At 60.7% G+C, this 24,100-nt stretch carries 24 protein-coding genes and 2 pseudogenes; 14 read left to right on the plus strand and 12 right to left on the minus strand.

What is annotated here, in order from left to right; genetic code table 11:
- Positions 1-41: 41 nt before the first annotated feature.
- The gene (queD, locus tag PSH66_RS10465) at positions 42-398 is read right to left on the minus strand and encodes a 6-carboxytetrahydropterin synthase QueD (protein WP_003173033.1); all 357 of its coding nucleotides are present in this window, start codon (positions 396-398) and stop codon (positions 42-44) included.
- 75 nt (positions 399-473) lie between these two features.
- Entirely contained in the window at positions 474-1,553 is a 1,080-nt protein-coding gene (locus PSH66_RS10470) for a patatin-like phospholipase family protein (protein WP_003173034.1), read from the minus strand.
- A gap of 160 nt (positions 1,554-1,713) precedes the next feature.
- Here PSH66_RS10470 and PSH66_RS10475 point away from each other — a divergent pair, with 160 nt between their 5' ends.
- From PSH66_RS10475 to PSH66_RS30115, 7 genes and pseudogenes are all read left to right on the plus strand, one after another.
- A complete protein-coding gene (locus PSH66_RS10475; protein ID WP_003173035.1) occupies positions 1,714-2,016 on the plus strand; it encodes a PepSY domain-containing protein in 303 nt (100 codons plus the stop codon).
- The gene (locus PSH66_RS10480; RefSeq protein ID WP_078823961.1) at positions 2,016-2,327 is read left to right on the plus strand and encodes a PepSY domain-containing protein; all 312 of its coding nucleotides are present in this window, start codon (positions 2,016-2,018) and stop codon (positions 2,325-2,327) included. Before PSH66_RS10475 ends, PSH66_RS10480 begins: the two co-directional genes overlap by 1 nt.
- Positions 2,327-2,995 carry a response regulator transcription factor gene (locus PSH66_RS10485; protein ID WP_003173037.1) on the plus strand — a complete coding sequence of 223 codons (669 nt, stop codon included), beginning with the start codon at positions 2,327-2,329 and terminating at the stop codon, positions 2,993-2,995. Before PSH66_RS10480 ends, PSH66_RS10485 begins: the two co-directional genes overlap by 1 nt.
- On the plus strand, positions 2,992-4,311 hold the full coding sequence (locus PSH66_RS10490; RefSeq protein WP_305429001.1) for a sensor histidine kinase: 1,320 nt from the start codon (positions 2,992-2,994) through the stop codon (positions 4,309-4,311). The genes PSH66_RS10485 and PSH66_RS10490 overlap by 4 nt, the downstream gene beginning before the upstream one ends.
- A 256-nt stretch (positions 4,312-4,567) precedes the next feature.
- A complete protein-coding gene (locus tag PSH66_RS10495) occupies positions 4,568-5,887 on the plus strand; it encodes a Na+/H+ antiporter family protein (protein WP_305429600.1) in 1,320 nt (439 codons plus the stop codon).
- 71 nt (positions 5,888-5,958) lie between these two features.
- A pseudogene (locus PSH66_RS30110) lies at positions 5,959-6,732 on the plus strand (cache domain-containing protein); the annotation flags it as partial.
- 315 nt (positions 6,733-7,047) lie between these two features.
- A pseudogene (locus tag PSH66_RS30115) lies at positions 7,048-7,638 on the plus strand (methyl-accepting chemotaxis protein); the annotation flags it as partial.
- A 5-nt stretch (positions 7,639-7,643) separates the two neighbouring features.
- Here PSH66_RS30115 and yegQ read toward each other — a convergent pair.
- Positions 7,644-8,957 (minus strand): tRNA 5-hydroxyuridine modification protein YegQ, encoded by a 1,314-nt coding sequence (yegQ, locus tag PSH66_RS10505; RefSeq protein ID WP_305429002.1) that lies wholly within the window; start codon positions 8,955-8,957, stop codon positions 7,644-7,646.
- A 159-nt stretch (positions 8,958-9,116) separates the two neighbouring features.
- On the opposite strand from yegQ, the gene PSH66_RS10510 reads away from it, so the two are divergent.
- Entirely contained in the window at positions 9,117-10,184 is a 1,068-nt protein-coding gene (locus tag PSH66_RS10510; protein ID WP_141064984.1) for an AI-2E family transporter, read from the plus strand.
- Between the two features lie 3 nt (positions 10,185-10,187).
- Here the strand turns inward: PSH66_RS10510 and PSH66_RS10515 are convergent, their stop codons facing one another.
- The 3 genes from PSH66_RS10515 to PSH66_RS10525 all read right to left on the minus strand — a co-directional run bounded on the left by PSH66_RS10515 (position 10,188) and on the right by PSH66_RS10525 (position 11,245).
- The gene (locus tag PSH66_RS10515) at positions 10,188-10,370 is read right to left on the minus strand and encodes a hypothetical protein (RefSeq protein WP_003173043.1); all 183 of its coding nucleotides are present in this window, start codon (positions 10,368-10,370) and stop codon (positions 10,188-10,190) included.
- A gap of 91 nt (positions 10,371-10,461) precedes the next feature.
- Complete coding sequence (locus PSH66_RS10520) at positions 10,462-10,656, minus strand: hypothetical protein (RefSeq protein WP_003173044.1); 195 nt, start codon at positions 10,654-10,656, stop codon at positions 10,462-10,464.
- 235 nt (positions 10,657-10,891) lie between these two features.
- A complete protein-coding gene (locus tag PSH66_RS10525; protein ID WP_003173045.1) occupies positions 10,892-11,245 on the minus strand; it encodes a hypothetical protein in 354 nt (117 codons plus the stop codon).
- A gap of 156 nt (positions 11,246-11,401) precedes the next feature.
- Between PSH66_RS10525 and PSH66_RS10530 the strand changes: the two genes are divergently transcribed.
- A complete protein-coding gene (locus tag PSH66_RS10530; RefSeq protein ID WP_003173046.1) occupies positions 11,402-12,220 on the plus strand; it encodes a shikimate 5-dehydrogenase in 819 nt (272 codons plus the stop codon).
- A 73-nt stretch (positions 12,221-12,293) separates the two neighbouring features.
- Here PSH66_RS10530 and PSH66_RS10535 read toward each other — a convergent pair whose 3' ends face one another.
- Entirely contained in the window at positions 12,294-12,941 is a 648-nt protein-coding gene (locus PSH66_RS10535; RefSeq protein WP_003173048.1) for a YceH family protein, read from the minus strand.
- Positions 12,942-13,060: 119 nt separating this feature from the next.
- Between PSH66_RS10535 and PSH66_RS10540 the strand changes: the two genes are divergently transcribed.
- Complete coding sequence (locus PSH66_RS10540) at positions 13,061-13,570, plus strand: DUF1993 family protein (RefSeq protein WP_003173049.1); 510 nt, start codon at positions 13,061-13,063, stop codon at positions 13,568-13,570.
- 69 nt (positions 13,571-13,639) lie between these two features.
- On the opposite strand, the gene sstT is transcribed toward PSH66_RS10540, so the two are convergent.
- Together sstT and nhaR are read right to left on the minus strand one after the other, a co-directional pair.
- Positions 13,640-14,860, minus strand: a complete 1,221-nt coding sequence (gene sstT, locus PSH66_RS10545; RefSeq protein ID WP_003173050.1) for a serine/threonine transporter SstT — start codon at positions 14,858-14,860, stop codon at positions 13,640-13,642.
- 161 nt (positions 14,861-15,021) lie between these two features.
- Positions 15,022-15,924 (minus strand): transcriptional activator NhaR, encoded by a 903-nt coding sequence (nhaR, locus tag PSH66_RS10550; protein ID WP_042944452.1) that lies wholly within the window; start codon positions 15,922-15,924, stop codon positions 15,022-15,024.
- A gap of 133 nt (positions 15,925-16,057) precedes the next feature.
- On the opposite strand from nhaR, the gene PSH66_RS10555 reads away from it, so the two are divergent.
- Both PSH66_RS10555 and PSH66_RS10560 read left to right on the plus strand, forming a co-directional pair.
- Positions 16,058-16,309: a hypothetical protein gene (locus tag PSH66_RS10555; protein WP_003173052.1), complete on the plus strand. Its 252-nt coding sequence runs from the start codon at positions 16,058-16,060 to the stop codon at positions 16,307-16,309.
- A 28-nt stretch (positions 16,310-16,337) separates the two neighbouring features.
- Positions 16,338-17,087, plus strand: coding sequence for a TerC family protein (locus PSH66_RS10560; protein WP_003173053.1), 750 nt, complete (start codon positions 16,338-16,340; stop codon positions 17,085-17,087).
- A gap of 123 nt (positions 17,088-17,210) precedes the next feature.
- Here the strand turns inward: PSH66_RS10560 and PSH66_RS10565 are convergent, their stop codons facing one another.
- Positions 17,211-19,676, minus strand: a complete 2,466-nt coding sequence (locus PSH66_RS10565) for an Ig-like domain-containing protein (protein ID WP_305429003.1) — start codon at positions 19,674-19,676, stop codon at positions 17,211-17,213.
- Positions 19,677-19,888: 212 nt separating this feature from the next.
- Here PSH66_RS10565 and selD point away from each other — a divergent pair, with 212 nt between their 5' ends.
- Positions 19,889-20,923 carry a selenide, water dikinase SelD gene (gene selD, locus PSH66_RS10570; RefSeq protein WP_003173056.1) on the plus strand — a complete coding sequence of 345 codons (1,035 nt, stop codon included), beginning with the start codon at positions 19,889-19,891 and terminating at the stop codon, positions 20,921-20,923.
- Positions 20,923-22,026: a tRNA 2-selenouridine(34) synthase MnmH gene (gene mnmH / locus PSH66_RS10575; protein ID WP_305429004.1), complete on the plus strand. Its 1,104-nt coding sequence runs from the start codon at positions 20,923-20,925 to the stop codon at positions 22,024-22,026. The genes selD and mnmH overlap by 1 nt, the downstream gene beginning before the upstream one ends.
- Positions 22,027-22,068: 42 nt before the next feature.
- Here mnmH and PSH66_RS10580 read toward each other — a convergent pair whose 3' ends face one another.
- On the minus strand, positions 22,069-23,124 hold the full coding sequence (locus tag PSH66_RS10580) for a permease (RefSeq protein WP_305429005.1): 1,056 nt from the start codon (positions 23,122-23,124) through the stop codon (positions 22,069-22,071).
- 45 nt (positions 23,125-23,169) lie between these two features.
- The gene (locus PSH66_RS10585) at positions 23,170-23,871 is read right to left on the minus strand and encodes a hypothetical protein (protein ID WP_003173059.1); all 702 of its coding nucleotides are present in this window, start codon (positions 23,869-23,871) and stop codon (positions 23,170-23,172) included.
- Positions 23,872-24,100 lie beyond the last annotated feature (229 nt).

Below are 24,100 nucleotides of genomic sequence, written 5' to 3' on the forward strand. Positions count from 1 at the left end.
TGACCTGTGGCAAGGGAGCCCTCGCCACAGTCGACGCCGGTTTACTCACCGCGATAGATGCAGCCGCTGGTGCAGGTCTCATGGATACGAATCGCGCTGAGTTCCGGTAGCAGGGGTTTGAGTTCATTCCAGATCCACTTGGCCAGCACTTCGCTGGTGGGGTTTTCCAGGCCTGGGATGTCGTTGAGGTAGTTGTGATCGAGGCGTTCATAGAGCGGCTTGAAAATCGCCTTGATCTCCGAGAAGTCGCGAATCCAGCCGGTATGAGGGTCCAGGTCGCCGCTGAGGTGGATCGCCACCTTGAACGAATGCCCATGCAGGCGCCCGCATTTGTGGCCGTCCGGTACGTGCGGCAGGCGATGGGCGGATTCGAATGTAAATTCCTTGAAGATTTCCACAGTATTTTCAGCTCGGTCAGTATCTGGCAGGCGGCGAGTTTAACAGCTTGGTCCGTCACCGCGCATACCGCTCGGTCAAAGCGCCTGCAAGCGCTCACCCAGCCCACCGTTATCGGCCAGCTCCAGAAACTCATCCCCCAGCCGCCGGCTCTCGCTCATCGCGGTTTGCCAGTATTTGTTACGGCCTTTGTCATTGCCCATGTAGCGCTTGAAGTCGCTGCGGTCCGGCAGTTTGCCGTGGGGCAGTCGGGCCAGGTAGTCCATGGACGGCGCCAGTAGCAGCACGTCCTGCAAACCCTGCCGGTTGCTGCGCCGCCATGGCAGGCCCTTGTCGAACCAGCCGGGGATGATCCGGTCGGTAAAGTGCGGGTACAGCACAATGTCGTCGCCGTGGTAGGGCAGGTCAAGGTGGTAGTCCAGCAGGCCGCCGTCGCGGTAGGTGCCGGTGCCTGCGCCAGGCAGGTCGCGCACGCCTTGCATCACCATGGGGATCGAGCCGGAGGCGAGCAGCGCCTGGCGCAGGTTGCCGGTGTCCAACTCAAGGAAGCGCGAGGGAAAATCCGTGAGCGGATGCACCGGTGGCGCCTGGCGTGGGTCGTGAATGATCAGCCGTTCGAAATGCCGCGACAGCCGTGCGCGGCCGCGCAGGTTATCGGCGATCACCGAGGACAGGCCCAGGCCCAGGCGTCCACGATGGTCATCGGCGAGCAGGCCATGGCTTTTGACTACCATGATGTTCAGGCGGTAGTCGGGATTGTCCAGCACCCGCGCATCGCGGCCGGCGAGCAAATCGTCGAGCATGCGCTGGCAACTGCGGCTGACCTCGGCCATGGTCACGCCTTTGGCAAAGCTCTGTTCGTTATACAGGCGGCCCAGGTCAAGCAGGCCTTGCACCGGGTCGGGCAGGCAGGCACTGGCAAACCGCCAGGAGCCGATCGAAGCACCGATCAGCGCCCGTTCGCGTGGCGCACGCGGCAGCCAGTCACCGAACAGCGCCAGGTCCAGGCCTTGGATGCCCAGCGCCTTGGGGCCGCCGGCCGCGCCGGGGAGAATGCCGACGTCCGCCGGCTTCAAGCCCTGTTCGCGAATGCGCGTGAGGGCGCGTTTACCGGCCTTGAGGGTCATGGCGGGGAACTTGATGTGGATGGCTGTCATACCGGTCTCTGTTGAAGCGAGCGGGGCAGTATAGGAAATCTCGCACGCTGCAGGAAAATGGCGTGCCGCCGCAATTGCCATGGTGGCAATTCAGTTTCAGTTAAGTTGCAGTCGTTACCGTGGCAGGCGTAGGAAAAACATTGTGTAACGGAGACTCATCATGAAGCGCCTCACAGCCCTGGTCGCCACCGTTATGATCGGCGTCACGGCGACCCAGGTTGCCGCTGTGGACCCCGACAAACCACTGATCGTGCCCGCCACTGTTACAATTGTTGCCTTCGACCAACTGGAAGCCGCGGCTCTGGCTCTGCACCCCGGCTCGACACTGCTGGACACCGATCTGGATGAGGACTACGGCAAGTACGTCTATGAAGTCGAAGTGCGCGACAGCAACGGCATTGAGTGGGACATCGAATTGGACGCGCTCTCCGGGCAGGTTCTCAAGAATCATCAGGATACGTAATGACGGTAAATTTACGCACCGGCAGTCGAGTGGCACTGGTGCTCGTGGTGTTCTGCTCAGGTTTGCAGGCCCGCGACCTCAACCAGGACGAAGCGCTGGCGCTGCGCCAGCAGGGCGTGATCCTGCCGCTTGAGCAGCTGCTGCAGCAGGCCATGGCGCGGTATCCCGGTTCACGCCTGCTGGAGGCCGAGCTTGAAAAAAAACATGGCCAATATGCCTATGAAGTGGAACTGCTGACCACCGATGGAGTGGTGCGCGAGATCAAGCTCGACGCGACCACCGGTGTGCTGATCAAAGATGAGGAAGACTGATGCGCCTGCTTCTGGTGGAAGACAACGTACCCCTGGCCGATGAGCTGTTGGCCGGCCTGCAGCGCCAGGGCTACGCCGTCGACTGGCTGGCCGATGGGCGCGACGCCGCGTACCAGGGCCGCAGTGAACCCTACGACTTGATCATTCTCGACCTTGGCCTGCCCGGTCTGCCGGGGCTTGAGGTGCTGGCGCAATGGCGTGCCGCCGCGCTGGTCACGCCGGTGCTGATCCTCACCGCGCGCGACTCTTGGGCCGAGCGTATCGAAGGGCTCAAGGCCGGTGCCGACGATTACCTGAGCAAACCCTTTCACCCCGAGGAACTGCACCTGCGCATCCAGGCACTGTTGCGTCGTTCCCACGGCCAGGCCAACCAGCCCACCTTGCAAGCCGCCGGGCTGCATCTGGACGAAGGCCGTCAGTGCGTACTGCGTGATGGCGAAGAAATCCAACTGACCGCCGCCGAATTCCGCCTGTTGCGTTACTTCATGCTGCACCCCGAACAGATCCTGTCGAAAAGCCACCTGGCCGAGCATTTGTATGACGGTGAAACCGAGCGCGACTCCAATGTGCTGGAAGTCCACGTCAACCACCTGCGCCGCAAGCTGGGGCGCAGCGTGATCGAAACCCGGCGCGGCCAGGGCTACCGGTTCGGCGCCAGCCCTGCATGAGGTCGATTCAGCGGCGCCTCAGCCTGGGCTTGATCAGTGTGATGGTGATCGTCGGCGTGGTACTGGCGCAAACCAGCCTGTGGTTGTTCGAAGCCGGTTTGCAGCGCTACCTGGAAGCCGGGTTGCGCAACGACGCCGAAAACCTGCTGGTGGCGCTGGTACGCGGGCCCAACGGCGTGCAACTGGATGAGCAGCGTTTATCTCCGGCCTACCAGCGGCCGTTTTCCGGGCATTACTTCCGCATCGATTTTGCCGACACCCACTGGCGCTCTCGTTCGCTGTGGGATCAGGAACTGCCTCGGCTGCCTGAGAGCGGGATCAAGGGCAATCTGCAATTGGGCCCGGAAGGCCAGCAGCTGCTGGTGCTGCGTGCGGACTACAAGCGCTTTGGCCAGTCGATTTCCATCAGCGTGGCCCAGGACTACACCCCGGTGCGTGAAAGTTTCCGCCTGATGCGTCAGATCGGTCTGGTGCTCGGGTTGGCGGCATTGTTGCTGGTACTGATCCTGCAACGCCTGACCGTACGCCGTGCGTTGCGCCCACTGGAAACCACGCGTAACCAGATTGCCCAGTTGCAGCAGGGACAACGTTCGCAACTCGACACCCAGGTGCCCGTGGAGCTGGAGCCCTTGGTCGCGCAGATCAACCACCTGCTGGCCCACACCGAAGACAGCCTTAAACGCTCGCGCAATGCCTTGGGCAACCTCGGGCATGCGCTGAAAACCCCGCTGGCGGTGCTGCTCAGCGCAGCGTCGAGCGAAGCGCTCAAGGACCAACCCGAACTGAGCAAATTGTTGCGCGAGCAGTTGGAGCAAGTGCAGCACCGTCTCAACCGTGAACTCAACCGCGCGCGCCTGGCCGGCGAAACCCTGCCGGGCGCGTTGTTTGACTGTGAGAAGGAACTGCCTGGCCTGCTGGCCACCTTGAACATGATCCATGGCGAGCACCTGGACCTGAGTTATCACGCGGGCCCCGGGCTGCAACTGCCGTGGGATCGTGAGGATTTGCTGGAACTGCTTGGCAACCTGATGGACAACGCGTGTAAGTGGGCTGATGCCGAAATTCGCCTGAACGTCCGCGAAACCGAGGACGCTTACCTGCTGACGGTGGAGGACGACGGCCCCGGCATCCCTGAAGCCCAGCGTGATCAAGTGTTCAGCCGTGGTGCGCGATTGGATGAGCAGACTGATGGCCATGGCCTGGGCTTGGGTATCGTGCGCGATATCGTCGACGTGTGGGGCGGGGTGTTGCGGTTGAAAGAGAGTGAATTGGGTGGGCTCAAGGTGCTGATTGAACTGCCCAAGCGCCATTCCTGACACACTGCCATCGCAGCATGGGTATCTTCACATCTTGAGCGAGTCCCTTGCGTAGCAGCTGTCGAGGGGTGTGCAGATACTCATGGCCATCTGGGGCGAGCCTCCTCGCAACAGGTTTTTTGACATGCAGACCCACCTGCTGCAAAGTGCGCGCCCTCTAATAAGACCTCCTTAAAGCTTGCACTTGGGTTGCCATTTAATGGCCACCTGGGCGCGGGCATGCCTGTTTTTTATGTTTCTGCTTGAGGTAACCATGATTAACGCAGTCATCGCCGCGGTCGGCACCATGCTGGTGCTCAGCCTGTCCCGTGTGCATGTGGTCATCGCCATCATTGTTGGCGCGCTGGTAGGCGGCTTGACCGGCGGCCTGGGAATCGAGGCCACGCTCAAGGCCTTCAACGGCGGCCTGGGTGGCGGGGCGACTGTGGCTTTGTCCTACGCATTGCTCGGCGCTTTCGCGGTGGCGATTGCCAAGTCCGGCCTGGCTCACGCCCTGGCGGACAAGGCACTGCTGCTGGTGGACCGCCAGGATGCCACCGGCGGCAACCACGTCAAATGGCTGTTGATCGGCCTGTTGTGGGTGGTCGCGATAGCCTCGCAGAACATCCTGCCGATCCATATCGCGTTTATCCCGCTGCTGGTGCCGCCGCTGCTGTACGTGCTGACCAAGCTGCAACTGGACCGCCGCCTGATCGCGTGCGTGATGACCTTCGGCCTGATCACACCGTATATGTTCCTGCCGGTAGGCTTCGGCAATATCTTCCTCAACCAGATCCTGCTGGCCAACGTGGCCAGCAGCGGCGTGGACATCAGCCAGGTCAATGTGACCCAAGCCATGAGCCTGCCGGCCCTGGGCATGGTGGTCGGCCTGCTGGTGGCGGTGTTTATCAGCTACCGCAAAAAACGTGTATACGACCTGGAGAAAATCGAGCGGGTCGAGCAGGTGGCGGTGCAGTACAACCCGCTGACCCTGCTGGTGGCGGGCGTGGCGATTGCCTCGGCGTTCATCATTCAGCTGTGGCTGGACTCGATGATCATCGGCGCCCTGGCCGGGTTCCTGATCTTCTCGGTGTCGGGCATCGTGCGCTGGCGCGATACCGACGACCTGTTCACCGAAGGCATGAAGATGATGGCCATGATCGGCTTCATCATGATCGCCGCCTCAGGCTTTGCCGAAGTGCTCAAGGCCACGGGTGACGTGCGTTCGCTGGTGGAAACCTCGGCAGCGTTCATCGGCCACAGCCGTGGTGTGGGTGCTTTGCTGATGTTGCTGGTGGGGCTGCTGGTGACCATGGGCATCGGCTCGTCGTTTTCCACGGTGCCGATCCTTGCGGCGATTTTCGTGCCGCTGTGCGTGCAACTGGGCTTCAGCCCGGTGGCTATCGTGTGCATCGTCGGGACGGCAGGTGCGCTGGGCGATGCCGGCTCACCGGCGTCGGACTCTACCCTCGGGCCCACCTCCGGCCTGAACATCGACGGCCAGCATCACCATATCTGGGACACCGTGGTGCCGACTTTCCTGCACTACAACCTTCCGCTGCTGGCGTTTGGCTGGCTGGCCGCCATGACCCTCTGACGGTCCACGCCTATAGAACCTGCGCAGTTGGCCGATAACCTCTCAAGTCGCTTAAATAAGAGAGAAAAATCATGCGTCTGAGTCTGAAGGCCAAAGTCCTGTCCCTCGCCGTCGTGCCGGTGCTGCTGTTTGCCCTGGTGATCAGCCTGACCACCGTGTGGATTCTCCAGGGCCAGGCGCGCAACGAGGTGGCTGAAACCCGCGAGCGCCTGCTCAACAACGCCAAGGCCACCCTGCAAAGTTATGTGGAAGTGGCCATGAGCACGATCAAGCCGCTCTACGACGCGGCCGCCCCGGGCGATACGGCGGCGCGAGCCGAGGTGGTCAAGCTGCTCTCCAACACAAGCTACGGCAAGGACGGCTACTTCTTCGGCTACGACTCCGAAACCATCCGCCTGTTCAAAGGCAACAGCCCCGACGGCGTGGGCAAGAGTTTCAAGGACAACCGCGACCCTAATGGTGTGTACGTCAACCGTGACCTGGTCAAGGTCGGCAAGGACGGCACCCACTACCTGCAATACAGCTCGACCCAACCCGGCCAGACGGAGCTGGTGCCCAAGATGGGCTACACCGAGTATTTGCCCAAGTGGGACATGGTCATCGGTACCTCGGTGAACCTCGATGGCATCGAAGCCCAGGTGGCGGTGGTCGAAGCCAAAGTGGAAAAACGCATGGAGGGCGTGTTGTTGAGCATCCTCGGCGTGGCCGTAGTGGTGCTGCTGGTGATCGCTGCCGTGGGTATGTTGCTGGCCAATACCATCTTGCGTCCGCTGCATTTGATGAAAGCCAACCTCGACGACATCGCCGCCGGTGAAGGCGATTTGACCCGCCGCCTGGCCATTACCAGCCAGGATGAGCTGGGCGACCTCGCGGGAGCCTTCAACCGGTTTGTCGACAAGATTCATGGCCTGGTGCGCCAGATCACCGACATGACCGCGCAACTTACCGGCCTGGTGAGCCAGGTGTCCGACCAGGCCCAGCGTTCCGAGCAGGCCATGGAGCGCCAGCGCCACGAAACCGACCAGGTGGCCACCGCGATCAACCAGATGTCCTCCGCTGCGCAAGAAGTCGCGCGCAGCGCCCAGGGCGCTTCAGTAGCTGCGCAACAGACCGACGCCGAAGGCCAGGTCGCCAAGCGTGTGGTGGACGGCAGCATCGCGCAGATCCACGCGCTGGTGAATGATATTCGCAGCAGCGGCGTGTCTCTGGACAGCCTGCAGCAGGACGTGTCCTCGATTGTCAGCGTGTTGAGCGTGATCCGTTCGATTGCCGAACAGACCAACCTGTTGGCGCTTAACGCGGCGATCGAGGCCGCGCGGGCAGGGGAGGCCGGTCGTGGTTTCGCGGTGGTGGCCGACGAAGTGCGTGCGCTGGCCAGCCGTACCCAGACCAGCACCCAGGAAATCCAGGGCATGATCGACCGCCTGCAAAAAGGCACCGAGGCTGCCGTGGACGCAATGCGCCGCTCCAGCGACGCCGGTGAAGGCACCTCGGCCCAGGCCAACCAGGCAGGCGCGTCGCTGGACGCCATGGCGCAGCTGATCGGCACCATCAACTCGATGAACGCGCAGATCGCCAGCGCTGCCGAAGAACAGACCGCGGTGGCCGAAGAGATCAACCGCAGCGTGCACCAGATCGCAGTGGCCGTGGACAGCGTGGCCGATGAGACGCAGTTGGGCGCACAGACCTCGCGCAGCCTGGCGGACCTCGGCCAGCGCCTGGGACAACTGGTCGGTCAGTTCAGGATCTGACGTCCTCAGACATCGCGCATCAGCAGCGCAAAACGCAGGTCCATCTGCGCCGGAACGCGCACATACACCGTGTGCCCGTCCCCCGGCGCCACCTCGATGGCTTGCCCCTGGCTGTTGTGCAGGGTGTCCAGATCAAAGTGAAGGTTGCCGGTGGGCGTCATCAACTCCAGGTGGTTGCCCAGGGCAAAGCGGTTCTTCACTTTGACCTCGGCCAGCTCGCCGCGGCGTTCGCCGGTCAACTCGCCGACAAACTGCTGGCGCTCCGACACTGAGCTGCCGTTCTGGTAGTTCTGGTATTCATCGTGCACATGGCGGCGCAGGAAGCCTTCGGTGTAGCCGCGCTGGGCCAGGGACTCGAGGTCTGTCATCAAGGCGCGATCAAACGCGCGTCCGGCCACGGCATCATCAATCGCCCGGCGATACACCTGGGTGGTGCGCGCGCAGTAGAAGTGCGATTTGGTACGGCCTTCGATCTTCAGCGAGTGCACGCCCATATGGGTCAGGCGCTCCACGTGCTGCACCGCGCGCAGGTCCTTGGCGTTCATGATGTAGGTGCCGTGCTCGTCTTCGAACGCGGGCATATGCTCATCGGGACGGTTGGCTTCCTGCAGCAGGAACACTTGGTCGGTCGGCGTGCCAATCCCGAGTGTGGGCTCATACGCCTGGACGATGTCCCCCGTGGTGTTTTCCACCGCCGGCGTGGCCTGGTATTTCCAGCGGCACGCGTTGGTGCAACTGCCCTGGTTGGCATCGCGCTTGTTCATATAGCCCGACAATAGGCAACGCCCGGAATAGGCCATGCACAAGGCGCCGTGCACAAATACCTCCAGCTCCATGGCCGGCACCTGCTGGCGGATTTCGCTGATCTCTTCAAGGGACAGCTCCCGCGACAGGATCACCCGGCAAATCCCTTGTTGCTGCCAGAACTCGACGCTGGCCCAGTTCACCGTATTGGCCTGCACCGACAAGTGAATCGGCATCTGGGGGAAGTGCCGGCGCACCAGCATGATCAGCCCCGGGTCGGACATGATCAGCGCATCCGGGCCCATGGCGATCACCGGGGCCAGGTCCTTGAGGAAGGTCTTGAGCTTGGCGTTGTGCGGCGCGATGTTCACCACCACGTAGAAGCGCTTGTCTTGTGCGCGGGCTTCGTCGATACCCAGGGCCAGGTTGGCGTGGTCAAATTCGTTGTTGCGCACGCGCAGGCTGTAGCGCGGTTGGCCGGCGTACACCGCATCGGCGCCGTAGGCGAAGGCGTAGCGCATGTTTTTCAGGGTGCCGGCGGGGGCGAGCAGTTCGGGAGGAAGGAGCAGAGGCATGGAAATTCGAGTCGTAAAAGGTCGCGAGGGTACCGGGCGGCGCCGAAGGGTTTATTGATCTGGGTCTACGCTTACCGCAACAAAGATGGCACTCGCAGGATTTGCCACGGACTAAGCAGCAGGGCGCGTGCGCGCCGAGCTTTCTGACATGGACCGGACATGAACCAAACCAACCTGCAATTCAAGACCCTGTTGTTGCTACTGGTCCTGGTGACCGTCGCCTTTATCTGGATATTGCTGCCGTTCTACGGCGCAGTGTTCTGGGCGGTCATCCTGGGTATCATCTTTGCGCCGCTGCAGCGCCGCCTGCAGCAGCGATTCGGCTGGAACCGCAACCTCACCTCACTGACTACCTTGATGGTGTGCCTGGTGATCGCGATTCTGCCGGTCATCATCACCAGCGCCTTGCTGGTGCAGGAGGGCGCGACGCTGTACAAGAACGTCGAGAGCGGCAAGCTGGACGTGGCCGGGTATATCGAGCAGTTCAAGCACTTTCTGCCGCCCTATTTCCAGCACCTGCTGGACCGTTTCGGCTTGGGCAACCTGGAAGGGCTGCGCGAAAAGATCGTCAAGAGCGCGATGCAGGGCAGTCAATTCTTCGCCACCCAGGCATTCAGCTTCGGCCAGGGCACGTTTGATTTCCTGGTGAGCTTTTTCATCATGTTGTATCTGCTGTTCTTCCTGCTGCGCGACGGCCCGGAACTGGTGCGCAAGGTGCGCACGGCGGTGCCGCTGGCCGAACCGCAAAAGCGTCGGTTGCAACTCAAGTTCAACCGCGTGGTGCGCGCAACGGTCAAGGGCAATGTGTTGGTGGCCGTGACCCAAGGCGCCCTGGGTGGCTTGATCTTCTGGTTCCTGGATATCCCCAGTGCGTTGCTCTGGGCGGTGTTGATGGCGTTTCTGTCGCTGCTGCCGGCGGTGGGGGCGGGGATTGTCTGGGCCCCGGTGGCGGCTTACTTCCTGTTGAGCGGCTCGATCTGGCAGGGCGTGGTGCTGGGCCTGTTCGGCGTGTTTGTGATCGGGTTGGTGGATAACGTGCTGCGCCCGATCCTGGTTGGCAAGGACACCAAGATGCCGGACTACCTGATCCTGATCTCGACCCTGGGCGGCCTGTCGGTGTTCGGCCTCAACGGGTTTGTGATCGGGCCGCTGGTGGCGGCGCTGTTCATGTCCAGTTGGGCGCTGTTTGTCGAGAGCAAGCCGCGGGTCAAACTGCCGTTACCTTGAACCTCAGGCGTGGAGCCGGAAGTTCGAGGCTTGCTGCAGCTGTTTTTCAGCGGCCGACAGCGACGTGAGCGGGCCGCTGATGGCCTCGCCGTCGCGTACCAGGTACCAGCAGGCGAGCAAGCCCGACGCTCGAAGCGGGGCGGGGACGGCGCTGCCGATGACGGACATGATTTGAACAGTGGGCATACATACCTCCAGTCGCTATGGAGGCCACCTTACGAGACCAGGCGGCTGAGGAAAAATCACCTGGCTCGATAGTCGACATCAATGCCAGGCGTCAGTCGACTACCTGATCGAGCATGCTCACGACTTCCTGCTCGTTGAGCAGGCCCTTGCGCACCAGGTTTTCCGCCAGCAACGCCAGGAATTTCGCGCTGCGGTGACCTTCCAGGTGCTTGAGTTCGGTGAGTGCGCTGTAAACCTTGCTGGACGTACAGAGGCCAGCGGTGCGGTGCGGGTTTTGTGTGGGCATGGTTCAGTCGTCCTTGTTGTTATTGGGTGGACAGGGTCGAATAGTGAGAGTGAGTCGTGACACAAACATGACAGCGCGAGCCCCTATCGGGCAAGTAGACTTTGGACCTTGATCATGTGGGATTGGCGCCAGGCCATTGTCCTCATAGCGACCTTCGCACGATAAATCCGGACTTCACAGGCAAAAAAAGGCCCCGCGTGCGGGCGAGGCCTGTTTCGTACGTCATGCCTGGCATTTACCAGCCGCGGCGGTAGTAGCCGTGCGGAGGGCCGTAGTAGCCACGAGGTGGACCGTAATAGACCGGCGCCGGGCGGTAATACACCTCTTGCTGCACATACACTGGCGGCGGCGGTGCGTAGTACACCGGCGGGGGCGCGGCATACACCGGCTGCGGTTGCACATACACGGGCTGTTGCACATACACCTCGCGGGGTTGGCTGGCAACCACGGAGCCCACAACGGCGGCGCCGACCAACGCACCCAAGGCGGCCGGGCCAGCCCATCCACCGCCGTGGGCGGAGGCTTGGCCTGCCATGGCGAGTGCACCGATAAGCAAGGCGATCCTGGGGATTTTACGATTCATGGTCATTCCTCGGTTAGCCCCTGCGCTTGTGGTCTGCAATCAATAGACTCAAGTAATGTCGCGGGGATACTTTTAAGACAACGTATTTCTGAAAAACAGCACAGCCGCTAGGTAAAGGTTGTGTAAGGTCTGTACCGATTTGCTTACTCAAAGGAGTTTTCCATGCAGATGCACCCCAACAAGGACACCCAGCTGTGCATGTCGCTGTCGGCCCGCCCTGGGAATTTCGGCCTGCGATTTCATAACCACCTGTATGAACAGTTGGGTCTGAATTTTTACTATAAGGCCTTCAGCAGCCACGATTTGCCCGGCGCGATCAGTGGTATCCGGGCGTTGGGCGTTCGGGGTTGCGGGGTGTCCATGCCGTTCAAGGAGGCCGCCATTGCCTTGGTGGACGAACTCGACGCTTCGGTTCAAGCGATTGACTCGCTGAATACCATCGTCAATACCAACGGCCATCTCAAGGCCTACAACACGGATTACATCGCCGTTGAGCAACTGCTCGGCAAGCATGCGGTGCCCAAGGACTCGACCTTTGCCCTGCGCGGCAGCGGCGGCATGGCCAAGGCCGTGGCCAGTGCCTTGCGTGACGGTGGTTATGCCAACGGTGTGATCGTGGCGCGCAACGAGGCGGCGGGGCGCAGATTGGCGCAGAACCTGGGGTACGAGTGGCAAACCGACCTTGGCGGGTTGCGCCCACGGATGCTGATCAACGTCACGCCGATCGGCATGACCGGCGGGGCGGAGGCGGATGCGTTGGCATTTGAGGCCGACGCTATCGATAAAGCCGAAACAGTGTTCGATGTGGTGGCGATCCCCGCCGAAACGCCGTTGATTGTGCGGGGCCGGGCCAAGGGCAAGCGGGTGATTACCGGGCTGGAAGTGATTGCGATCCAGGCGCTGGAGCAGTTTGTGCTTTATACCGGTGTGCGGCCGACCCAGGAGCAGTTCGAAAAAGCCGTGGCGTTTGCCCGAAGCTGAAGAGCACGGATAGCCAAAAGTGGGAGGGGGCAAGTCGAATCGTCGCACCGCCCCTCCCACATTTTTGCCTGTATTACGCCTGTTCCAACTGCGCCAAGCGTTCTTCCAGCGCCGCAATTCGCGCTTCCAGTTCTTCAATACGGTCCACGGATACTCCAGCCCCGCGCTCCACCGGATTCCCGCGCGCGGCCATGATCACCTCAATATCCGCCGGGTCGCCCAGCGCATGGGTATAGCGGTCCTCCCGCTGTCCGGCCTGGCGCGGCACCAGTACCGCCAGCCCGCGTGAGATCAGGCGTTCGAGCTGATGCACCACTTGCTCGGCATCTTCGAAATCATGCATGCGCCCGCTGCGGGTCAGCAGTTCGTTGACGGTCTGCGGGCCGCGCAAGAACAACAGCCCAATCAGGATCACCTGAGCCGGCACCAACTCCAGCGCCTTGTCCACGCGATGTTCCCAGCGGTCGGCGCGGCTGCCCATCACCAGGCGGGTAAAGCCTTGGCCTTCCAATACGCGCAGGCTCTGGCCGACCTGGCCCTGGCTAAGGTTCATCACCGGCTCGCGGCTGGTTTTCTGGTTGCAGGCCAGCACCAGGGCGTTGAGCGTCAGGGGGTAGGTTTCGGGGTTGGTCGCCTGTTTTTCGATCAGGCAGCCCAGGAGGCGGATTTCCGTGCTGTTCAGGCGCGGCTCAGGGGTGTCGGTGTCGTGCTCGGCGGTCATCGCGCGCGTTCCCTATGCAGTGAAGGCCTTTAGCCTATCCTTGAAAAAATAAAAGACAAGCGCTCGGCATGGCTATAATCGCCGCTGGTTCCAACCCTGCCATTACCGATGAGACTGTCATGACTATTTCCCTCTATGCCGCTTCCATCCCAGTCTTCAAGCAAATGCTCAACGCCCTGAGCGATGTGCTGAGCAAAGCCGAAGCCCATGCCACAGCCAAGAACATCGAGCCCAACGCCCTGCTGCAGGCGCGCCTGTTCCCGGACATGTTCCCGCTGGTGCGCCAGGTGCAGATCGCCGTCGACTTCGCCAAGGGCGTGTCCGCGCGCCTGGCCGAGATCGAAGTGCCTAAATACGATGACAGCGAAGTGACCTTCGCCGACCTGCAAGCGCTGATCGCCAAGGTCCTGGCCTTCGTCGACACCATCAAGCCCGAGCAAGTCGACGGCAAGGAAGGCATCGAGATCATCACCCGCCCAGGCACGCCGAAAGAGAAGCGCTTCAGCGGCCAGTCCTACCTGCTGTCCTACGGCCTGCCGCAGTTCTTCTTCCACGTCACCACTACCTACGCCTTGCTGCGTCACAACGGTGTGGAAGTGGGCAAGCGCGATTACATGGGCGCTTTCTAAGCATCCAGTCAAAAAAAAGCCCGGTGCGGTTCATTCAAGAACCGCACCGGGCTTTTTTATAGCCGACGGTTAAGCCGCTTGTTCTTCCTTGCCCAGGCATGCGGCAGCGGTGAACAGCACATCGGTGGAGGAGTTGAGCGCGGTTTCCGCCGAGTCCTGCAACACGCCGATGATGAAGCCAACGGCCACCACCTGCATGGCGATTTCACTCGGAATGCCGAACAGGCTGCACGCCAGTGGAATCAACAGCAGCGAGCCACCGGCCACACCGGAAGCCCCGCAGGCGCACACGGCCGCGACCACACTGAGCAGCACGGCGGTCGGCAGGTCGACGTTGATGCCCAGGGTGTGCACGGCTGCCAGGGTCAGCACGGTGATGGTGATGGCGGCACCGGCCATGTTGATGGTCGCGCCCAGCGGGATCGATACCGAGTAGGTGTCTTCATGCAAGCCCAGGCGTTTGCTCAACGCCAGGTTGACCGGGATATTCGCCGCCGAACTGCGGGTAAAGAACGCGGTGATGCCGCTTTCGCGCAGGCACATCAACACCAGCGGGTAAGGGTTGCGGCGCAGTTTCCAGAACACGATGGCCGGGTTGATCACCAAGGCCACAAACAGCATGCAGCCGATCAGCACCACCAGCAAGTGCGCGTAGCCGAGCAGGGCGCCGAAGCCGGAAGTGGCCAGGGTCGAGGCCACCAGGCCGAAGATCCCCAGCGGCGCAAAGCGGATCACCACGCGTACGATCAGCGTGACGCCGTTGGACAGGTCATCCAGCACGGTGCGGGTGGTAACGCCCGCATGGCGAATGGCAATGCCCATACCGATGGCCCACGCCAGGATGCCGATGAAGTTCGCGTTCATCAGTGCGCTCACCGGGTTGTCCACCACGCTGAGCAGCAGGCTTTGCAGCACCTCGCCGATGCCGCCGGGGGCGCTGACGGTAGCGTCGTGGGTGGCCAGCACCAGCGACGAGGGGAACCACATGCTGGCGACTACCGCGACCACGGCCGCGGCAAAAGTGCCGAGCAAATACAGGAACAGGATCGGCTTGATGTGGGTTTCCTGGCCGTGTTTATGGTTGGCGATCGAGGCCATGACCAACACGAACACCAGGATCGGCGCCACGGCTTTCAGCGCGGTGACAAACACTTTGCCAATAAAACCAGTGGCTCTGGCCGCCTCGGGCACCAACAGGGCCAACAGGATGCCGGCAATCAGGCCGATAACGATTTGTGTGACCAGGCTGACGCGCATGAGTCGTTGCAAGAGGGAAGGGGCAGCAGTCATAAAGGGATGTCTCTAGTTTTTTTAGTAGGGCGCAGCATTGCAGGAGGAAAGCGCTGTAGGAAGCAGGCGCGAAGTCTAGCACGCTGTAGGAAGCGTCCTATTCGCTGTGACATTCCGTCACCCACGGCCGTCGGACTTGCTTGCCGTGCCCTACATTGCCGTCACGGCAGGGCAGTAAACAGTTCCCGTCTTGCACCTTCGGTAATCGCCACGATGCCAGGATGCTTGACCTTACGCTCCACGGAGATCGCATAGAACGACTCGGTAACCGCATCAGTCTGGCCGATCAGTGCCACGCCATACTGGCGCACCACTTCATCGGCAATCACGCTGGGAGCGATAAAAATCCCGCTGCCGGATTGGCCAAAGGCCTGCATCAGAGCGCTGTCGTCGAATTCGCCGATGATCCGCGGCTGGATCTGCTGCTCGGCGAACCAGCGTTGCAGACGGCTGCGGACCACGGTCTCCGCACCCGGAATCAGCAGCGGTGCGCCATGCAGGCAGTGTGGGAAGTCGCCGCTGTGTTGGTCAGCCAATGCCTGGGTGGCAAAAAAGCTGATGCCGCATTCCCCCAGTTTCTGGCTATAGCCCTTGATGTCCAGGTGCGAGGGCATGGGACTGTCGGAAATCACCAGGTCCAGGCGCTGAATCGCCAAGTCGGCCAATAACCGTTCGAGCTTGTCTTCGCGGCAGGTAATGCGCAGCGGCTCGCTGAGCTCCATGGTTGGCGCGATCAAGCGGTAGACGATGGATTTGGGCACCACGTCCGCCACCCCGACCCGGAACACAATCTGCTGTTCGTTGGGCTGCGCGCGCAGCATCGCCTCCAATTCATTGCCGGTCTGGAACATCTGCTCGGCATAGGGCAGGGCCTGGCGCCCGGCTTCGGTCAGCTCAAGCTGGCGGCCGACCCGTTGAAATAGGGCTATACCGAAGGTCTGCTCCAGCAGGCTGATCTGCCCGCTGATGGTCTGAGGCGTGAGGTTCAGCTGCTCGCAGGCGCGCACGATACTGCCAGTCTTGGCCACGACCCAGAAGTAGTGCAGTTGTCGGTAATTGAGCATGGTTGCCTCACTTCGTAAAAACCGAAGTATAAGCGAGAAAAATACGAATTTTACTGAACTGTTCATCTGCATAGAATGCCTCGCTATCGCGGGGCCACTATTTGGACCCAAGGGTTATAACGAGGAATACATCATGAAACTCAATTCCCTGGGCGCGGCGTCGTTGCTTGCGCTTTCATTGATGATGATCGGCGGTTGCGATCAGGTCGAAAAAAGCGCACAGCAAGTGCTGGGTAAAGCCTCCGAATCGGCCAAGCAAGCGATCGACGATACCCAGAAGGCCGCGGAGCAGGCGTTGAGCGAAGCGACGCAAGACCTGATCAATCCGCAAAAAAAGGATGAGCAGGAAACAAACGAATCCGAATCGAACACTAAAGAAACCTAATCTCCCAGTACAACGTCAGGACTGACCTATGGATTACCTTTTACAACTGGCCGCCAGCCCCACCGCGTGGATCGCGCTGGCCACCCTGATCGTCATGGAAATCGTGCTGGGCATCGATAACCTGATCTTCATCTCGATCCTCACCAACAAATTGCCCGAGCAGCACCGGGCCAAGGCGCGGCGCATCGGTATCAGCATGGCGTTGGTCCTGCGCCTGGGCTTGTTGAGCACCATCGCGTTTATCGTGCAACTGACGACGCCGGTGTTCGAAGTGTTCGGCCAGGCGTTTTCCTGGAAGGACATGATCCTGATCGCCGGCGGCCTGTTCCTGGTATGGAAGGCCACCACCGAGATCCACCACAGCATGGACCCGGAGCCGGAAGAGAAGACCAGCACCAGCAACGTCGTGACCATCGGTTTTGCGGCGGCGATCGGGCAGATCCTGTTGCTTGACCTGGTGTTCTCCATCGACAGCATCATTACCGCCGTGGGCATGACCGAGCACTTGCCGATCATGATCATTGCCGTGGTGACTTCGGTGATCGTGATGCTGGTAGCGGCTGAACCGCTGGCCAAGTTCATCAACGACAATCCGACCGTGGTGATGCTGGCCCTGGGCTTCCTGATCATGATCGGCATGACGCTGATCGCCGAAGGCTTCGGTGCCCATGTGCCTAAAGGCTACGTGTACGCAGCCATGGCCTTCTCGGCGGCCATCGAGTGCTTGAACATTGCACGGCGCAATCGCCATAAGCGTTTGCTTGCTGCTCGGCAGTAGGGGCTGAAATTAAAAAGCCGGCTTTGCTCCTTGGAGCTCAGCCGGCTTTTTGTTGTGCGATTGAAACCTTTGCTTGCTTAAGCCGCGCCAGCCGTCCCGTTGCGGAACGGCCGGCTTATCGCCTTAAACTACCTGATAGGTAGTGTCTTGCTGCCATGTTTGTGTAATGAACTGAGGTGAAAGCACAAGGTTACCCTTTGCTGTGTCGGTCACGGGTAAACCGTCATTCAGACTGCCATCAAACCCAACGAGAGACAGTTCGACGTTTTCGCTTAGTACCGGAAGGTCAGCTTCGGCGGTGAACAACTCGGAAGTGATCTGCAGCAGATCCGACAAGGCTGGTAATCCGGGCTCTGCCGGGTTGGCCAACAATGGCGCTGCGTGTGCGGCGGCTTCAACATGCAACACAAAGGGCTCGGAGGTCAGGCCATCGGAAATGACGGTAAAAGTGTGTTTTCCAGGTTCCAACGCTTGAAAATCGTGGGGTTGGAACGTCCACCTGCCATTAGTGTCGGCTGGGACGGTATCCATAAACCCACCGGGGCCATACACAAACACGACTGAGTCCGGTTCTGCCTGCCCACTGAATACCGGGCGATTATCGTCAATGGTCGAATCGCTGGCGACGGGTCCAGTCTCAATACCTACCTTATCGAATGCGCTATCGATTTGCGGCGTGCGAGTAACAGGTGCCCCCTCCACATTCAACACAAAGGGCTCGGAAGTTACGCCATCGCCGACGAAGGTGAAGCTGTGCAGGCCTTGGCTCAGCTTGTTGAATTCACCCGTATACGTCCAGTTACCATCCTGATCCACTAATACTTGACCGACTTTCTTATCGTAGTCATGAACAGTAAGGATGGTACCCGGCTCGCCTCTGCCATGGAATGTTGGCCGGGTATCATCCGTGGTGTCGTTGCTGGCAAGCTCAGTCACTCCCCCGATATTGTCGACCACGGAGGTAATCTCCGGTTTGATAGCGTCCGGTGCGCCAATAGTCAGCGTGAACGGATCGGAAGTGACCCCAGCAGTCACCACGGTGAATACGTGTTCACCCTGGCTCAGGGTTGGCACTTGGAACGACCAACTGCCGTCCGAGCCGCTGAAGGCGTAACCCACACGGGTGCTGCCCTCGTAGATGGCCACGTTTGTATAGGGTTCAGCCTTGCCCTTCAGCGTCGGTGTCGCGTCATCGGTGACACCGCCATTGGCGACTTCGCTTTCTTTGCCGAAGTTGTCATATGCCAGTTCGATCAGCGGCTTGGCTAAGTCCGGTGCGCCGATGATCAGTGTGAACGGTTCGGAACTGAGTGGGGTGCCGATATTTGTTTTGATGACCGCAGTGAACGAGTGCTCGCCTTGGCTCAAGGTAGGCACCGGGAACGACCAGCTGCCATCCGGACCGCTCAAGGCATAACCTACACGGGTGCTGCCATCGTAAATGGCCACTTGTACAAAGGGGGCGGTTTTACCCGACAAGGTTGGCGTGGCGTCATCGGTTACACCGCCGTTGGCGATTTCACCGACCTGGCCGAAATTGTCAAACGCTGACTCGATCAGCGGTTTGGTGAACGGCTCCGTATCTGCCACGGTCAGCGTGAACGGTTGCGATGCAATACGGTTGGCGACGACCGTCAAGGTATGCTCACCCGGTGTCAGAGGGCGGTCAGCGTGTATCGTATAAGTACCATCAGCACGGACGATATCCGAGCCGATAACGACGGTACCGTTATACAGAAACATTTGTGTGCCCGGCTCGCCACGGCCATGGACGGTGGGCGAGGCATCGTCTGTTGTTGCGCCGTTTGCGATATCCCCGACCACACCGACGTTGTCGAACACCGAATCAATCACGGGCCTTGAAGATTCAGGAACGCTGATGGTCAGCGTAAAAGGTTCCGACGGTTGGCCCGTGCTATCGATGACGACGAACGTATGCTCACCGGGTTCGAGCGCGCTATCGGCCGGGATGCGAGCGAACCATTGGCCTGACTGGAGAACACGCGCGGAGGTCAGGTATTGGCCATTGTGATGGATCTCAACGAATGTGCCGATGGCCTCACTTTTCCCTGAAAGGGTAGGGCGTGTATCGTCAATCGTGGCACCGCTTTCGACTCGCCCGGTCTCAAGTCCTGCCTCATCGAGCGCGCTTTCGATGGTCGGTGCTGCCGTTATGCTCAGGCTCGTAACATCGGTGTGTACCGAGACGCTTTCGGCGGCAGATGGAGGATTGAGTGCAACCTGCAATTGCGGGCTGACCTCATCCGACATGATGTCTGGCGCAGCAATAGCGAACGGTGTCAGGTCGGAAGCCGAGGTCACAACGTCGATCAAATAATCCTGGGTGGCCTGGCCGTCTATGAAAACCTTGAAGGTTTGCCCGTGTTCGTTGACCGGCTGGTCCGATGTATAAGCCCATTGTCCACTGGCATCGGTCAGAGTGGATCCCAGCCAATTGTTGGAGGTGTCATGGATTTCGACTAACGAGTGGGCACTGGCTGTGCCGTGAAGCGTTTGGCTCACCTGGGTGTGATCGATAACGCGTTCAGCGTTGTCACGGCCATCTGCATGCTTCTTCTTTGAGTCCATAAGGTCTTATCGCCAATAATATAGAGAGGATAAATAGTTATGACCCCCCCGAGTCACAGGTACATTTGTGCCCGTTTCAACACGGCTAAACGCTAAGACCTGTCTCAAAAAAAACGGCTCGGACTCGTCTCACGGCTGGCGGTGCTCACAAGAGCCCAGCCGGCCTTTTGCTGTCTGGTAGAATCGGCGCACTTGATAGCTTGAGGTCCACCATGAACGAGCCGATTCGTCTTACCCAGTACAGCCACGGCGCGGGTTGCGGCTGCAAGATTTCGCCGCAAGTACTGGAAGTGATCCTCGCCGGCAGCGGCGCACAGAACCTCGACCCCAACCTGTGGGTGGGCAACGCCTCCCGTGACGATGCTGCGGTGTACGCCATCGATGACGAACGCGGCGTGGTCTCCACCACCGACTTTTTCATGCCGATTGTTGATGATCCCTTCGATTTCGGCCGCATCGCCGCCACCAATGCGATCAGCGACATCTACGCCATGGGCGGCGACCCGTTGATGGCTATCGCCATTCTTGGCTGGCCGGTGAACGTACTGGCGCCGGAAATTGCCCGGGAAGTGATCCGTGGCGGCCGTTCCGTGTGCGACGCGGCCGGCATCCCCTTGGCGGGTGGGCATTCCATCGACGCGCCGGAGCCGATCTTCGGCCTGGCCGTGACCGGCATCGTGCAAAAGCGCCATATGAAGCGCAACGACACCGCCACCGCCGGCTGCAAGCTTTACCTGACCAAGCCCCTGGGCATCGGCATCCTCACCACCGCCGAAAAGAAGGGCAAGCTGCGCGAGTCCGATATCGGCCTGGCCCGTGATTGGATGTGCACCCTCAACAAACCAGGCAGCCGCTTCGGCAAACTGGCCGGCGTGACCGCCATGACCGATGTCACCGGTTTCGGCCTGTTGGGCCACTTGGTGGAAATGGCTGACGGCAGCGGCCTGACTGCCCGTATCGAATATGAAAAAGTCCCACGCCTGCCAGGGGTCGAGTACTACCTGGAGCAGGGCTGCGTGCCCGGCGGCACTTTGCGCAACTTCGACAGCTATGCCAGCAAGCTGGGACGTTTGCAGGAGTTGCACAAGCGTGTGCTGTGCGACCCGCAGACCAGCGGCGGCCTGCTGATCGCCGTCACCCCGCAAGGCGATGCCGAATTCCACGCGGTGGCCGCCGAACTGGGCCTGAACCTTGAGCCGATCGGCGCGTTGGTTGAGCGACAGAGCAACGCGGTAGAGGTGATTTGATGGCGACGGACATCACCGATTACCGCGATATCTTCCTCAACGACCGGCCGATGATGGATACCCGCGCGCCGGTCGAATTCACCAAGGGCGCGTTCCCCGGCGTGATGAACCTGCCGCTGATGACCGATGACGAGCGCCAGCGGGTCGGCACCTGCTACAAGCAGCAGGGCCAGCAAGCGGCAATCGTGCTGGGACATGAGCTGGTGTCCGGGGCGATCAAGGCCAAACGTGTCGAACAGTGGGCGCAGTTCGCCCAGGCCAACCCCAACGGTTACTTGTACTGCTTTCGTGGCGGCTTGCGTTCGCAGATCGTGCAGCAATGGCTGAAAACCGAAGCCGGCATCGACTACCCGCGGGTGGGCGGTGGCTACAAGGCTATGCGTACCTTCCTGGTGGAAACCATTGAGCAGGCCACGGCCCAGTGTGACTTCGTGTTGTTGGGCGGCATGACCGGCACCGGCAAGACCGAAGTGCTCGGTCAACTGCATAACGCCCTGGACCTGGAAGGCCACGCCAACCATCGCGGCTCCAGTTTCGGCAAGCGCGCCACGACGCAGCCGTCCAACATCGACTTCGAAAACCGCCTGGCGGTGGACCTGCTTAAAAAGCGCGCGGCGGGTATCGAGCAATTTGTGGTCGAGGACGAGAGCCGCATGATCGGCAGCTGTGCATTGCCATTGCCGCTGCACAAGGGCATGCAGACGTATTCGATGGTGTGGCTGGAGGACAGTGTCGAAGGCCGCGTGGAACGCATCCTGCGCGACTATGTGGTGGAGCTATGTGCGGAGTTTATCGGGGTGTTTGGCGAAAACGGCCACGCGCTGTTTGCCGAACGCCTGACCCAGAGCCTGGCCAATATCCACAAGCGCCTTGGCGGTGAACGCTTCCAGCGGTTGCACTCGATCATGCAGGATGCCTTGGCCGAACAGGCACGCAGCGGCGCGGTGGACCTGCATCGTGGCTGGATCGAAGGCCTATTGCGCGAGTACTACGACCCGATGTACGCCTTCCAGCGTGAAAGCAAAGGCGCGCGTATCGAATTTGTCGGGGAGCAGGGCGCCGTGTTGGAGTATCTGCACCATAGAAACGGGCGCTCTGCATAAGCATATTTATGTGTTGGTGCTATGCGGGCATTCATGCAATGCCTACAGAATCACCGCCCCGATCAACCCGCAGACCACACCCACCAGCATGGTCAACCCCGCCACCGTCACCAGCACCCGCGCATCGAAGTCCTTGCGCAGCATCAGCAGTGACGGCAGGCTCACGCTCGGCAGGGTCATCAGCAAGGCCACGGCCGGGCCGGTGCCCATGCCCAGGGTCATCATGGTTTGTACGATAGGGATCTCCGCCGCTGTAGGAATCACAAACAGCGTGCCGACAATCGCCAACGGCACCAGCCATATCAGGCTGTTGGCCATCGCGCCGTCCACGTGGGGGAACAGCCACACACGCGCCGCGCCCAGCACCAGCACCGCCAGGATATAGACCGGGATGGTGCTCCAGAACAGCTGCCAGAGGGTGCGCAACCAGCGGCTGAGGAACGGTTGCGATTCCAGGGTGCTGACTTCGGCTACCGCGTCCAGCGCCGCCTCCGGCACTTGCTCCGGTCGGGCAATGCGCTGCGCCACCAGCGACACACCCACCACCAGCACAATCCCCGCCACCAGCCGCAACGCGGTAAAGCCCCAGCCCAGCACAAAACCCATGAACACCAGAGTGGCCGGGTTGAGCACCGGGTTGGCGATCCAGAAGGCCAGCGCCGCGCCCACCGATACCTGCTGGCGACGCATGCCCGCCGCCACCGGTGCTGCGCAGCAACTGCACATCATGCCTGGCAAGGCGAACAGCCCGCCGCGCATGGTCGAACCCAGCCCGGCGCGGCCGAACAGGCGCAGCAGCCAGTCACGAGGGATCAATACCTGCAAAAGGGAGCCAAGGATCACCGCCAGTACGGCGGCTTTCCAGATCGCCAGGAAATACACCTGGGCATAGGCCAGCGCTGCCGCCAGGGGTGAGCTTTGTTGATCATTGAGAATCGAGGCGCCGATGCTGTGGTTATCCGCCGCGGCAAACGCCTTGAAGTAGTAGGGCGACCACTTCACGTAGTAGAGGCCGACGCAGGCGACCAGCAGGAACAGCGCTGGTTTCCACCAGAATGACCAACCCCGGTTGGGCTGGATGGAGGTGAGGTTGGACATGGGTGATGATCCGCAGATGAGTCAATAGCGACGCATCATACGCTCTCAGCCCTCGGCGCTCACCTGTGTGGGTTCCGGACAGGTTTGGTCGCCGTCATTCAAGCCTTGCTTGTAGTTGCGGCTCAACAGCGAGGCCTTGCCGTTGTGCCAGGTCAGCGTCAGGACGTACAGCGTGTCGTAGTCATTGCCGGACCAATCTTCGGTGATGGTATGTTTTTCGCCCGAGGCCTCACTCGCCACTTTGTTGATCAATTCCGGCAGGTAGCCGTGGGACCAGGCGGTATAGATTGTGGCGTTGTGATATTTGTCTTCGACCAGCTCATCGGCCAGGTCACTGGTGTCATTCGCCGAGAATTTGATATTCACCGGCAGGCCCAGCTTGATGGCACTGGGACTGATGGTCATCAGTGGGCGGATGTAGCTGTAGGAGTTATCCCGCTCGCCTTCCTCTACATTGCGCGTCGGGTTGGCGGCGAACACGAAGTCGGCCTTGCCGAATTTCTCTGGCAATACCGTGGCCAGGTTCATCGCACGGTTCAGGCCCTGGCAATTGAGTTGGCCCAGGCCGCCGGCGGGTTTTTCGCCGTGGCGCAGGAACACCAGGGTTTGTACGCCGTCTACGGGTTGGGCGCGGCTTTCACGGGCGTCGAGGGCAGCGACCATGGCGCCGCTGACCAGCAACAGCGGCAGCATGATGTAGGCATAGTGTCTCAGGCGTTGCACAAGGCGCAGAGGCTTGATCGTCATTGTAGGTTCGAGTCTTCATGCGTCACGTTAAGGCTGACAAGCCTGGCCCCAATGACGCCTGGGCGTCTTGTGGTATTCCCTGTCGATACAGCTGAGGTGCCTCCGTTCACCCGATAAGCGCACATAAGAGTGCACGAGGACGTATTGGTTCGCCCGTGCGGGATAATAGCCGGCTGATGTTGCGCATTGATGACCCATGCAGGACAGCGTCCAGGTGACTATCATGGAG

Origin of the sequence: Pseudomonas sp. FP597 (assembly GCF_030687435.1) — a bacterium.
Classification (GTDB): Bacteria; Pseudomonadota; Gammaproteobacteria; order Pseudomonadales; family Pseudomonadaceae; genus Aquipseudomonas; species Aquipseudomonas lactucae.

What these genes read in the sequence shown, in the direction of transcription:
- PSH66_RS10560 (WP_003173053.1), top strand. Translation starts at nt 16,338, where the DNA reads ATGGATTACCTTTTACAACTGGCCGCCAGCCCCACCGCGTGGATCGCG.
- PSH66_RS10475 (WP_003173035.1), top strand. Translation starts at nt 1,714, where the DNA reads ATGAAGCGCCTCACAGCCCTGGTCGCCACCGTTATGATCGGCGTCACG.
- mnmH (WP_305429004.1), top strand. Translation starts at nt 20,923, where the DNA reads ATGGCGACGGACATCACCGATTACCGCGATATCTTCCTCAACGACCGG.
- PSH66_RS10565 (WP_305429003.1), bottom strand. Translation starts at nt 19,676, where the DNA reads ATGGACTCAAAGAAGAAGCATGCAGATGGCCGTGACAACGCTGAACGC.
- PSH66_RS10535 (WP_003173048.1), bottom strand. Translation starts at nt 12,941, where the DNA reads ATGACCGCCGAGCACGACACCGACACCCCTGAGCCGCGCCTGAACAGC.
- PSH66_RS10470 (WP_003173034.1), bottom strand. Translation starts at nt 1,553, where the DNA reads ATGACAGCCATCCACATCAAGTTCCCCGCCATGACCCTCAAGGCCGGT.
- yegQ (WP_305429002.1), bottom strand. Translation starts at nt 8,957, where the DNA reads ATGCCTCTGCTCCTTCCTCCCGAACTGCTCGCCCCCGCCGGCACCCTG.
- PSH66_RS10520 (WP_003173044.1), bottom strand. Translation starts at nt 10,656, where the DNA reads ATGCCCACACAAAACCCGCACCGCACCGCTGGCCTCTGTACGTCCAGC.
- selD (WP_003173056.1), top strand. Translation starts at nt 19,889, where the DNA reads ATGAACGAGCCGATTCGTCTTACCCAGTACAGCCACGGCGCGGGTTGC.
- PSH66_RS10540 (WP_003173049.1), top strand. Translation starts at nt 13,061, where the DNA reads ATGACTATTTCCCTCTATGCCGCTTCCATCCCAGTCTTCAAGCAAATG.
- nhaR (WP_042944452.1), bottom strand. Translation starts at nt 15,924, where the DNA reads ATGCTCAATTACCGACAACTGCACTACTTCTGGGTCGTGGCCAAGACT.
- PSH66_RS10510 (WP_141064984.1), top strand. Translation starts at nt 9,117, where the DNA reads ATGAACCAAACCAACCTGCAATTCAAGACCCTGTTGTTGCTACTGGTC.
- PSH66_RS10525 (WP_003173045.1), bottom strand. Translation starts at nt 11,245, where the DNA reads ATGACCATGAATCGTAAAATCCCCAGGATCGCCTTGCTTATCGGTGCA.
- PSH66_RS10555 (WP_003173052.1), top strand. Translation starts at nt 16,058, where the DNA reads ATGAAACTCAATTCCCTGGGCGCGGCGTCGTTGCTTGCGCTTTCATTG.
- sstT (WP_003173050.1), bottom strand. Translation starts at nt 14,860, where the DNA reads ATGACTGCTGCCCCTTCCCTCTTGCAACGACTCATGCGCGTCAGCCTG.
- PSH66_RS10485 (WP_003173037.1), top strand. Translation starts at nt 2,327, where the DNA reads ATGCGCCTGCTTCTGGTGGAAGACAACGTACCCCTGGCCGATGAGCTG.
- PSH66_RS10480 (WP_078823961.1), top strand. Translation starts at nt 2,016, where the DNA reads ATGACGGTAAATTTACGCACCGGCAGTCGAGTGGCACTGGTGCTCGTG.
- PSH66_RS10490 (WP_305429001.1), top strand. Translation starts at nt 2,992, where the DNA reads ATGAGGTCGATTCAGCGGCGCCTCAGCCTGGGCTTGATCAGTGTGATG.
- PSH66_RS10530 (WP_003173046.1), top strand. Translation starts at nt 11,402, where the DNA reads ATGCAGATGCACCCCAACAAGGACACCCAGCTGTGCATGTCGCTGTCG.
- PSH66_RS10585 (WP_003173059.1), bottom strand. Translation starts at nt 23,871, where the DNA reads ATGACGATCAAGCCTCTGCGCCTTGTGCAACGCCTGAGACACTATGCC.
- PSH66_RS10580 (WP_305429005.1), bottom strand. Translation starts at nt 23,124, where the DNA reads ATGTCCAACCTCACCTCCATCCAGCCCAACCGGGGTTGGTCATTCTGG.
- PSH66_RS10515 (WP_003173043.1), bottom strand. Translation starts at nt 10,370, where the DNA reads ATGCCCACTGTTCAAATCATGTCCGTCATCGGCAGCGCCGTCCCCGCC.